The organism is Cupriavidus sp. CuC1 (assembly GCF_044627735.1).
Lineage (GTDB): Bacteria > Pseudomonadota > Gammaproteobacteria > Burkholderiales > Burkholderiaceae > Cupriavidus > Cupriavidus ulmosensis.
Genome location: NZ_JBIUHC010000121.1, coordinates 21,946 through 31,006, shown reverse-complemented (window position 1 = coordinate 31,006; position 9,061 = coordinate 21,946). Strand labels below are relative to the sequence as shown.

The window sequence follows — 9,061 nt, the reverse complement described above, 5'->3', positions numbered from 1 at the left end:
CTTCTTTGCCTACTTTCTTGGCGAGACAAGAAAGTAGGTCGCCTCCCCGCAGGGGAGGTGAAACTGCCTTTGACTTTCAGCTTTTGACCTTGACGTGGCAGTTAAGCCGTTGCAGTTGAAGTTCAGCCCCCACCCGAACACAATCGCAGTACCCTCCGCCGCCCAAACACAACGCCTTTCCCTCCCACCATGCCCACCTTTGAATCCAAACTGGTCCCTCCCGACACCCCAGCCGCGCTAGCAGAAAAACTAGCCACCCTCCCGCGCCCATTGGTCTTCACTAACGGCGTCTTCGACATCCTCCACCGCGGCCACGCCACCTACCTGGCACAAGCCAAGTCCCTGGGCGCCAGCCTGGTAGTGGGCGTGAACAGCGACGCATCAGTGCGCATGCTCGGCAAGGGCGACGACCGCCCCTTGAACCACGAATCGGATCGCATGGCGCTGATCGCAGCGCTGGCCTCGGTGGACCTGGTAGTGATGTTCCGCGAGAAAACGCCGGTCGAGCTGATCCGGCTGGTGCGCCCGGACATCTACGTCAAGGGCGGCGACTACGACATCGATACGCTGGAAGAAACCCGCCTGGTGCGCAGCTGGGGCGGCCAGGCGCATGCCATCGCGTTCCTGCACGACCGCTCCACCACCAAGCTGCTGTCCAAGGTGCGCCAGGGCGCCTGAAAAGCAGCCAAGGCGCGCTCAGGTACAGGTCAGCAAGTCCTGCGCGCCATAGCGCTGGCGCATCTCGTCCAGCCGCGTGCGCAGTGCCGCGTCGGCGTTGCGCACACGCAGCCACTGGCGCGTCAGCGGATGCGGCGTATCGGTCAGCACCGCGGTGCGCACACCATGCTCGCGCAGGTTGTCGAGGAAATGCTCGGCATGCTCGCGCTCCTGGAACAAGCCCAGCGACACCGTATAGGTTTCCGGCGAGCCGGCGCTGACCACCGACACATCGGTGATATTGCGCCGGCGCAACTCGCCGAGCTTGCGCTGCAGGTTCTCGCGCGAGGCCTGCGGCGGCAGGTGGACCCACCAGCGCGCCTGCTCCTGCCGCTCGAACTGTTCCACGCGCCAGGCGCCGGGCGGTGCGCCAGCCAGCTCATCAGCCACCTTGCGCACCAGCTCCCCGTTGAAGCCACCGATCTCGACACAAGCCATGGCTGGCGCGGCGGCTGGGGTAGCGGCAGTGGTTGTGGCAGCCGCAGCGGCGGGCGTGGATGCCGGGCGCTTGCCGCTAGCCTGCGGCATCTGGCGGAAGCGTTCGGCACGCGTCTGCTGGGCAGCGCGTTCGGGCTCGCGCGCGCTTTCCATCCAGCCGGCCAGCGGCTGTTGGCCGAACGCGCCCAGCACGGCAGCCAGCAGCAGCGCGTTGACCGGGACCAGCAGGATGAAGAGGCTTCGTTGGAACATTGGGGGCGATGCAGGGGTGGGGCGACGGGTGAAGACGGCGATGCGGTGTGAGGCGGCTCAGCCCGCTGTGCCGACCGGGCTTTGCGAGGCCATCACATAGAGGCCGAGCAGCACGAGATTATCGTGCTGCTCGATCGGCATGGAGAGCGCGTTTGCCAGCACATGGCGGGCGCCGCCGGAGAGCAGGCAGCGGACCGGCCCGCGCTCGCACAGCGCGCGCCAAGTGTGCTCCACGGCACCAGCTTGCGCCGCCAGGCAGCCGGCGGCGATGGCGTCGCGGGTGTTGTCGGCCCAGGGCGTGGCCAGCCCGGCATCGCTCACTTCCAGGGACGGCAATTGCGCAGTGTTGCGCGCGAGCGCGCCCAGCATCAGGTCCAGCCCGGGCAGGATCAAACCCCCTTCGAAACGGTCCTGCGCGCTCACCACGTCGAGCGTGGTGGCGGTGCCGGCGGTGACGATCAGCAGCGCGCCTTCGGGGCGGTAGCAGCGCGCGCCGATGCTGCCGATCCAGCGGTCCACGCCGAGCTGCGCGGGCTCGCGGTAGCCGTTGACGAGGCCGCCGAAGCGCGGGCCCGAGCGTACCCAGTTCACACCGATGCCGGGGCCAAACCCGGTGTCGAGCGCGGCTTGCAGGCCGGCGGCGATGGCTGCGCCGGCCACGTTGCTGACCCACACCATGGGCTGCGCGCCACTGGCGTGGGCCGCGCGCAGCGACGCCCATTGCGCCACCAACGTGCCCAGTTCGCCATGGGCGACCGCGCCGCCGTGCTGCCAGGGTGTGGGCAACGGGGCCCCGTGCAGCACCGCGCCGGACCAGGCATCGTCGCACCAGGCCCATTTCAGGCGGGTGTTGCCGATATCGATCAGCAGTTGCGGCACACGCGGCATGCCGGCGCTGGCGCCGCTCATGCGCCCGCTCCGTCGTCCGCCGGGCGCAGCGACACTTCGCCGCTGGCAATGCGCTCAAGGCCCGAGGGCGTTTCCAGCAGCAGGTGGCCGTCGCCGTCCACGCCGCGCGCCAGGCCTTCGGCCTGCACGCGGCCATCGTGCAGCAGGCGCACAGGCTGATCGCGAAAGGCATCGCGCGCGGACCAGCGGGGCGCCATCGGCGCAAAGCCCTGCGCCAGGAAATCCTCGCGCATCACCGCCAGCCGGTTCAGCACCGCAGCCAGCAGCGTGGTGGGGTCGCAGCCTGGCAGGAATTCGGTCACGCCGGCCAGGCTGCGCCCGAGCGCGGCTTCCATCTGCGCATCGCGCACCAGGTTCAGGCCAATGCCGACCACCGCCCAGACCCGCTGCGGGCCGGCCGGCACCGACTCGATCAGGATGCCGGCCAGCTTGCGGCCGTCGATCTGCAGGTCGTTAGGCCATTTCAGGCCAATGGCGCCGCCAAGGCGCGCGTCGCAGTCGCCCAGCGCCTCGGCCAGCGCCAGCCCTACCGCCAGGCTCAGCCCGCTCAACTGCGAGGGCGCCAGCGGCAAGGGCAGCGCCACCGAGAACGTCAGCCCGGCCTGGCCTTGCCAGGGACGCCCCTGGCGTCCACGCCCGGCGGTCTGCCGGTAGGCCAGGCGCAGCGTGGCGGACTCGGCCCACGGCGCGGTGCGGCAGGCCAGCGTCAGGTCGGCGTTGGTGGAACCGGTCTCGTCGACCACATCGAGGGCCCAGCCGCGCGCGGCGCCGGTGAGCGCGGCGCGCAGGCGGTCGGGGTCGATGCGCCAGGCTTGCGCGGGAGCGGCGGCCGCAGGGAGCGGATCTGGCGTGGGCAAGGATTTGTCAGCGGACATGCGTTTCGACGATGGACAACACAAAGGGTATAGGCAAATAGGCAGCTACGCATTGTAGCCGTGCGAATCCCAGGCCGAGGCGCTCCGGACGCCCGCTGACGCCGCGGGTGGCATAGAATCGGGACTTGCCCATCACTTCTCCCCCTCCTTTGGAAAGCCCAACCACGCCAGCCATAGAAGTGACGCGCGCGGAAGGAGCGCAAACCGTGCAACTACGCGGCGACTGGACAGCGCTTGCGCTCTCCGATTGCCACCGTGCGCGCGCACTGCGCAACGAGCTGCACACGATCGACGCGCACGCGCACTGGTCGCTGGCGCGCCTCGCCCGGCTCGATCACATCGGCGCGCAGCTGATGTGGCAGGCCTGGGGCGGCAAGCTGCCCGAGAAGCTGGAAGCCAATGAAGCCCAGCGCCGCGTCTTTACCCGTATCGCCGGGCTGCGCCGCGAGAACTGGAAAAAGCATATGGTGGACCGGTTCAATCCGGTGACCCTGTTCGGCGCCTCGATCCTGTCGATGTTCGCGCAGCTGGGCAATGGCGTGACCATGCTGGGCCAGCTGGCCTTCGACCTGATGCGCCTGGCGCGCGCGCCGCAGCGCGGCCCCTGGCGCGAGATCTCTGCCAATATCTACAACGTCGGCTACAAGGCACTCGGCATCACGGCGCTGGTCGGCTTTTTGATCGGCATCGTGCTGTCGTACCTGTCGGCCAACCAGCTGCGCACCTTCGGCGCGAGCATCTTTATCGTCAACATCCTCGGCATGGCGGTGATCCGCGAGCTGGGCCCGGTGCTGGCGGCCATCCTGATCGCCGGGCGCTCGGGTTCGGCCATCACCGCGCAGATCGGCGTGATGCGGGTCACCGAGGAGCTCGACGCGATGCGCGTGATGGGCATCTCGCACGGCTTCCGGCTGATCATGCCGCGCGTGATCGCGCTGGCCATCGCCATGCCGCTGCTGGTGGCGTGGACCGACGTGCTGGCGCTGACCGGCGGCATGCTGGCCGCCCACTTCCAGCTGGACATCAGCGTGGCTTTCTTCCTGCGCACGCTGCCCGATGCGGTGCCGGTGGCCAACCTGTGGATGGGGCTGGGCAAGGGCGTGGTGTTCGGCATCCTGATCGCGCTCACCGCCTGCCACTTCGGCTTGCGCATCGAGCCCAACACGCGCAGCCTGGGCGAAGGCACCACCGCCTCGGTGGTGACCTCGATCACCGTGGTGATCGTGGCCGATGCCATCTTCGCCATCCTGTTCAAGGACATCGGCTTATGACCAACTTCGCTCCTGCCACCGCCACCGACGCGCCTCCCGCCGGCGCCGTGCAGCACGCCCCGCGCACCACCGTGATCGAGGTGCGCGACCTGGTCAAGCGCTTTGGCGAGGCGGTGGTGCACGACCACCTCAACCTCGACGTGTACCGGGGCGAAGTGCTGTCCATCGTGGGCGGCTCGGGCAGCGGCAAGACCGTGCTGCTGCGCCAGATCGTGGGGCTGGAGCGGCCCACCTCGGGCACCATCCGTGTGTTCGGCGAGGACCTGACCGAGCTCGACACGGCCCGGCTGCAAGCCCTGCGCAACCGCTGGGGCCTGCAGTTCCAGCGCGGCGCGCTGTTTTCCGCGCTGTCGGTGATCGACAACATCGCGCTGCCGCTGCGTGAACTTCGCACCCTGCCCGACGATCTCATCTGCGCGGCGTCGCTGCTCAAGCTGCAACTGGTGGGGCTGTCGGCGCGGGACGCGGACAAGATGCCGTCCGACCTGTCCGGCGGCATGATCAAGCGCGTGGCGCTGGCGCGAGCCCTGGCCCTGGAGCCCGAGCTGGTGTTCCTGGACGAGCCCACCGCCGGGCTGGACCCGATGGCCTCGGACGACTACGTGGCGCTGATCCGCGAACTGCGCCGCGAGCTGGGCCTGACCGTGGTGATGGTGACCCACGACCTCGACACCCTGGTGGCACTGTCGGATCGCGTCGCGGTGCTGGCGGACCACAAGGTATTAGCCGCGCTGCCGATCCGGGAACTGGTGCATATCGATCACCCGTTCATCCACGAGTATTTCCTGGGCGAGCGCGGGCAGCGCGCCATGCAGGCGCTCCCGGCCTTGCCGGACGCTACACGCGCGGCAACGCATGCGGCAACACCCGCAGGCCCGCAATCCGGAGAAGCATGATGGAAAACAAGTCAAACGCCTTCCTGGCCGGCGTGTTTACGATCGGACTCGCCATCCTGGTGCTGTTCTCGATCTTCTGGTTCAGCAGCGACCACGCGGTGCGCGTGCCGTATGACCTGATCACCCGCTCCACCGTCAACGGGCTGGGACCGCAGGCCGACGTCAAGTACCGCGGCCTGGAGGTGGGCAAGGTGGTGTCGATCCGCTTCGATCCCACCGTGCCGGGCCAGATCATCGTGCGCATCAGCGTCAACCAGGACACTCCGATCACCCACACCACCTATGCCACGCTCGGCTTCCAGGGCGTGACCGGGATCGGCTACGTGCAGCTCGACGACACCACCGCGCAGGAAGGCGGCACGCCGTCGCCGCACCTGGCCACCTCCTCCAAGTCGGTGGCGCGCATCATCATGCGGGCCGGCTTCTTCGAAGAGCTGGAAAAGCGCGGTGACACCTTGCTCTCGCAACTGGAGACGATCATGGGCTCGCTCACTGATATGTTCCAGACCGACAACCGGCGCGACCTGATGGAGGCGATCCGCTCGGTGCACAAGACCGCCGACGACTACTCGCAACTGGCCAGCTCGATCGCGCCGGCCGTGCGCCAGCTGCCGCAGGTGACCGAAAACCTGAACGCCACGCTGGCCTCCACGCGGCGCCTCACCCAGGAACTGGCAAGCCCGGACGGCACCGTGATGCGCACCGTCGAGCGCGTCGGGCGCGACCTGCAAGGCGCCGCCGATTCCGTACAGTCGGCCGCCGGTGGCGTCTCGCAAGACACGCTGCCGCAGATCAACGGACTCGCGCGCGATGCGCGCCAGACCGTGCGCAGCATCGACCGCGCCGCCAGCCAGTTCAACGACAGCCCGCGCAGCGTGCTGTTTGGCGGCCCCGCCGCCATGCCGGGCCCGGGCGAACCTGGCTTCCAGGCTCGCTGACACGCAGTGCACGCCGTGATGCCGCGCACGCACGCACTCGCCGCGCTCGCGCCATGCCTGGCTCGCCAGGCGGGCGCGGCGAACCCTTCGAGCAAACCAAGGCAAACCATGATGCGCAATGCCCAAGATCGGCCGGACGTGACCGGCACCGCTGGCACCGTCGGCACCTCCGCCCTGCCGCGCCGGCTGGCCGCCGGCGTCGCGCTGGCCTGCCTGCTGCTGGGCGGCTGCGCCCTGACGCCTTCCACGCCCACCATCACCTATGACCTCGGCCCGCCCGCCGGCGCAGCGCCCGACGCCGTGCACCTGCCCAAGATGCGCGTGGCGCAGACCGACGGCCCCACCTGGCTGGATGGCAACGCGCTCTACTACCGCCTGCACTACGCCCAGGCGGAACGCCTGCAGCCCTATGCCACGCAACGCTGGGTGATGTCGCCGGTGCGCCTGTTCGACGACCGCCTGCGCGAAGCCGTGGCCTCGCGCGGCGCACTGACCTGGTTCGGCGACACCGCCGCGCCGGCGCTCAAGATCGACGTGCTGGAGTTCGAGCAGGTGTTCGATAGCGCCAGCGCCAGTCGCGGCGTGATCCGGGTGCGTGCCACGGTGTTTCGCAACGGGCTGATCGGGCAGAAGACCTTCGTGGTGGCGCAGCCCGCCGCCACGGCCGACGGCGCCGGCGGCGTCAAGGCACTGGCCACCGGCAGCGATGCCGCCATTGCGGCGATCCTGGACTGGGTGGCTACGCTGCCGCTGCAGTAAGCAGGTCGCGCATGGCATTGGCTCCCGCGCCGCTCGTCCCGCCACCGCCGCGCCATTCGCCGCTGGCGCGGGTGGGGCTGCTTTGCTTTACCCTGCTGGTGGTCTATGGCAGCCTGTACCCGTTCACGGGCTGGACCGACAACGGCATCTCTGCGCTGGCCTTCCTCACCGCGCCCAAGCCCCGCTACCTGACCGGGTTCGATCTCATCACCAATGTGCTGGGCTACTGCCCGCTTGGCGCGCTGGTGGTGCTGTCCCTGCACCCGCGCATCTCCGGCGTGCGCGCCGTGCTGCTGGCGCTGGTGGCGGGCACGCTGCTGTCGGGCACCATGGAAGCGCTGCAGACCTGGCTGCCCAACCGCGTCTCGTCCAATATCGACCTGATGACCAATGCGCTGGGTGCTCTGCTGGGCGCCGCCGCGGTGGCGCCCTTCTCGGCCGCGCTGATCGATCGCGGCTCGCTGCGCCAGTTGCGCATGGCGTGGTTCGAGCCGCACGCCAGCTTTGCCATCATCCTGATCCTGCTGTGGCCGTTCGCGCAGATCTTCCCGCAGGATCACCTGTTCGGCATGGGCGCGATCGTGCGCGAGTGGCTGACCGACCCCGACTCCTGGCCCGTGCAGTGGTTGCAAGGCGTATTCCCGGGGCTGCCCGACCTGATTGAAAACATCAGCCTGTTGCGGCCGGAAGACGTGCAAGGGCAGCAATTGCTGGAGTCACTCGTTACCGGATGCGGCTGGGTGGGCACCGGGCTGTTCGCCTCGATCGCCATGCGCAGGCAGGCGCCGATGCTGCGCATCCTGGCGGCCTTGCTGGCCAGCGCGCTGCTGCTCAAGGCGGTGGTGGCCGAGATGCAGTTCCCGGACGACAACGCCTTCAACTGGCTGTCCGAAGGCGGCCGCTTTGCCCTGCTCACGGGCTCGCTGGCGCTGGTTTTGCTGCTGCGGCTGCCGCGCTGGCTGCGCGGCGCGCTGGCGCTCGCCACGCTGATGCTGCTGGTGATGCTGTCCAACCTGCTGCCCGCCAATCCGTATTCCTGGATCTCGGAGCAAGGCTGGCGCCTAGGCCGCTTCATCCACTTCAACAGCCTGTCGCAATGGCTGGGGTGGATGTGGCCGTTCGTGGCGCTGTTCTACCTGATCTGGCGCTTCGAGCAATTCCAGCTGGATCGCCGCAGCGTGCGGCGCGCGCGGCGCAAGGCGAAGCGGCTGGCGGCGGCTCGCGCAACCGATGGCGACGTCGGCGGCGATGGCGGCGATGGCGGCGATGGCCATGGCGATGGCAACCATCGCGAGGATGCCCCGCCGCCAGGCGCCTGAACGGCGCCTCAGTGCGTCTGGCCGCCCTGCTCGCGGATATCGTCCTGCGTCGACAGCGCGGTCTCCACTGCGCAGCGGATACCGTCGATCATCGTGGCCAGCGCCAGGCTGGGCTGGCCCGGATGCCGCACGGCCTGCTCCGGCAGATAGGGAATGTGGATGAAGCCGCCCCGCACCCCCGCAGGTACGCTCTGTGTCGCCAGCAAGTGCATCAGGCCGTAGAACACGTGGTTGCAGACGAAGGTGCCGGCGGTCTGCGACACCGAGGCCGGCACGCCGGCCGTGCGCATGCGGCGCACGATGGCCTTGATCGGCAGGCTGGAAAAATATGCCGCGGGTCCGTACTCGGCAATGCGGGCATCGATGGGCTGCGCGCCGGCGTTGTCGGCAATGCGCGCGTCGTCCACGTTAATCGCCACGCGCTCCACCGACATCTCCGGACGCCCGCCCGCCAGCCCCACCGCGATCACCAGCACGGGCTGCAGCGCATCGAGCAGGTCCGCCATGGCGTCGTTGGCCGCGCCGAACACGCATGGCAACTGGCGCGCGACGATCACGGCCGCGTCGGCGCCATCGGGCGTGCCGCCGATGCGCTCGCCGTCGAGCGCGCGCACGACCTCCCAGGATGGATTGATGGATTCGCTCTCGAACGGCTCGAAGCCGGTCAGCAGCACGGTACGCATGGCA

At 69.0% G+C, this 9,061-nt stretch carries 10 protein-coding genes; 6 read left to right on the top strand and 4 right to left on the bottom strand.

All coding sequences use genetic code 11. The features are described from left to right. Positions 1-189: 189 nt before the first annotated feature. Complete coding sequence (gene rfaE2 / locus ACGLHR_RS37025; RefSeq protein WP_400100226.1) at positions 190-678, top strand: D-glycero-beta-D-manno-heptose 1-phosphate adenylyltransferase; 489 nt, start codon at positions 190-192, stop codon at positions 676-678. An 18-nt stretch (positions 679-696) separates the two neighbouring features. Here rfaE2 and ACGLHR_RS37020 read toward each other — a convergent pair whose 3' ends face one another. The 3 genes from ACGLHR_RS37020 to ACGLHR_RS37010 are packed head-to-tail and all read right to left on the bottom strand — an operon-like array spanning position 697 to position 3,191. After that, positions 697-1,407 carry an SPOR domain-containing protein gene (locus tag ACGLHR_RS37020; protein WP_400100224.1) on the bottom strand — a complete coding sequence of 237 codons (711 nt, stop codon included), beginning with the start codon at positions 1,405-1,407 and terminating at the stop codon, positions 697-699. A 57-nt stretch (positions 1,408-1,464) separates the two neighbouring features. After that, on the bottom strand, positions 1,465-2,316 hold the full coding sequence (locus ACGLHR_RS37015; RefSeq protein WP_400100222.1) for a type III pantothenate kinase: 852 nt from the start codon (positions 2,314-2,316) through the stop codon (positions 1,465-1,467). Further along, positions 2,313-3,191 carry a biotin--[acetyl-CoA-carboxylase] ligase gene (locus tag ACGLHR_RS37010; protein ID WP_400100220.1) on the bottom strand — a complete coding sequence of 293 codons (879 nt, stop codon included), beginning with the start codon at positions 3,189-3,191 and terminating at the stop codon, positions 2,313-2,315. Before ACGLHR_RS37010 ends, ACGLHR_RS37015 begins: the two co-directional genes overlap by 4 nt. Positions 3,192-3,340: 149 nt before the next feature. On the opposite strand from ACGLHR_RS37010, the gene ACGLHR_RS37005 reads away from it, so the two are divergent. From ACGLHR_RS37005 to ACGLHR_RS36985, 5 genes are all read left to right on the top strand, one after another. Continuing rightward, a complete protein-coding gene (locus ACGLHR_RS37005; RefSeq protein WP_400100228.1) occupies positions 3,341-4,462 on the top strand; it encodes an MlaE family ABC transporter permease in 1,122 nt (373 codons plus the stop codon). Next, positions 4,459-5,358, top strand: coding sequence for an ABC transporter ATP-binding protein (locus tag ACGLHR_RS37000; RefSeq protein ID WP_400100218.1), 900 nt, complete (start codon positions 4,459-4,461; stop codon positions 5,356-5,358). The genes ACGLHR_RS37005 and ACGLHR_RS37000 overlap by 4 nt, the downstream gene beginning before the upstream one ends. Beyond that, positions 5,355-6,296: an MlaD family protein gene (locus tag ACGLHR_RS36995; RefSeq protein ID WP_318237664.1), complete on the top strand. Its 942-nt coding sequence runs from the start codon at positions 5,355-5,357 to the stop codon at positions 6,294-6,296. Before ACGLHR_RS37000 ends, ACGLHR_RS36995 begins: the two co-directional genes overlap by 4 nt. Positions 6,297-6,404: 108 nt before the next feature. Beyond that, positions 6,405-7,055, top strand: coding sequence for an ABC-type transport auxiliary lipoprotein family protein (locus tag ACGLHR_RS36990; RefSeq protein ID WP_400100216.1), 651 nt, complete (start codon positions 6,405-6,407; stop codon positions 7,053-7,055). Between the two features lie 11 nt (positions 7,056-7,066). After that, positions 7,067-8,374: a VanZ family protein gene (locus ACGLHR_RS36985; protein ID WP_400100214.1), complete on the top strand. Its 1,308-nt coding sequence runs from the start codon at positions 7,067-7,069 to the stop codon at positions 8,372-8,374. 8 nt (positions 8,375-8,382) lie between these two features. On the opposite strand, the gene pcp is transcribed toward ACGLHR_RS36985, so the two are convergent. Next, positions 8,383-9,057, bottom strand: coding sequence for a pyroglutamyl-peptidase I (pcp, locus tag ACGLHR_RS36980; RefSeq protein WP_318237661.1), 675 nt, complete (start codon positions 9,055-9,057; stop codon positions 8,383-8,385). Positions 9,058-9,061: the final 4 nt, after the last annotated feature.

Excerpts from the sequence above, each read along its gene's own strand:
- ACGLHR_RS36985 (WP_400100214.1), top strand. The coding sequence starts at position 7,067 with ATGGCATTGGCTCCCGCGCCGCTCGTCCCGCCACCGCCGCGCCATTCG.
- ACGLHR_RS37015 (WP_400100222.1), bottom strand. The coding sequence starts at position 2,316 with ATGAGCGGCGCCAGCGCCGGCATGCCGCGTGTGCCGCAACTGCTGATC.
- pcp (WP_318237661.1), bottom strand. The coding sequence starts at position 9,057 with ATGCGTACCGTGCTGCTGACCGGCTTCGAGCCGTTCGAGAGCGAATCC.
- ACGLHR_RS37000 (WP_400100218.1), top strand. The coding sequence starts at position 4,459 with ATGACCAACTTCGCTCCTGCCACCGCCACCGACGCGCCTCCCGCCGGC.
- ACGLHR_RS37020 (WP_400100224.1), bottom strand. The coding sequence starts at position 1,407 with ATGTTCCAACGAAGCCTCTTCATCCTGCTGGTCCCGGTCAACGCGCTG.
- ACGLHR_RS37010 (WP_400100220.1), bottom strand. The coding sequence starts at position 3,191 with ATGTCCGCTGACAAATCCTTGCCCACGCCAGATCCGCTCCCTGCGGCC.
- ACGLHR_RS36995 (WP_318237664.1), top strand. The coding sequence starts at position 5,355 with ATGATGGAAAACAAGTCAAACGCCTTCCTGGCCGGCGTGTTTACGATC.
- rfaE2 (WP_400100226.1), top strand. The coding sequence starts at position 190 with ATGCCCACCTTTGAATCCAAACTGGTCCCTCCCGACACCCCAGCCGCG.
- ACGLHR_RS36990 (WP_400100216.1), top strand. The coding sequence starts at position 6,405 with ATGATGCGCAATGCCCAAGATCGGCCGGACGTGACCGGCACCGCTGGC.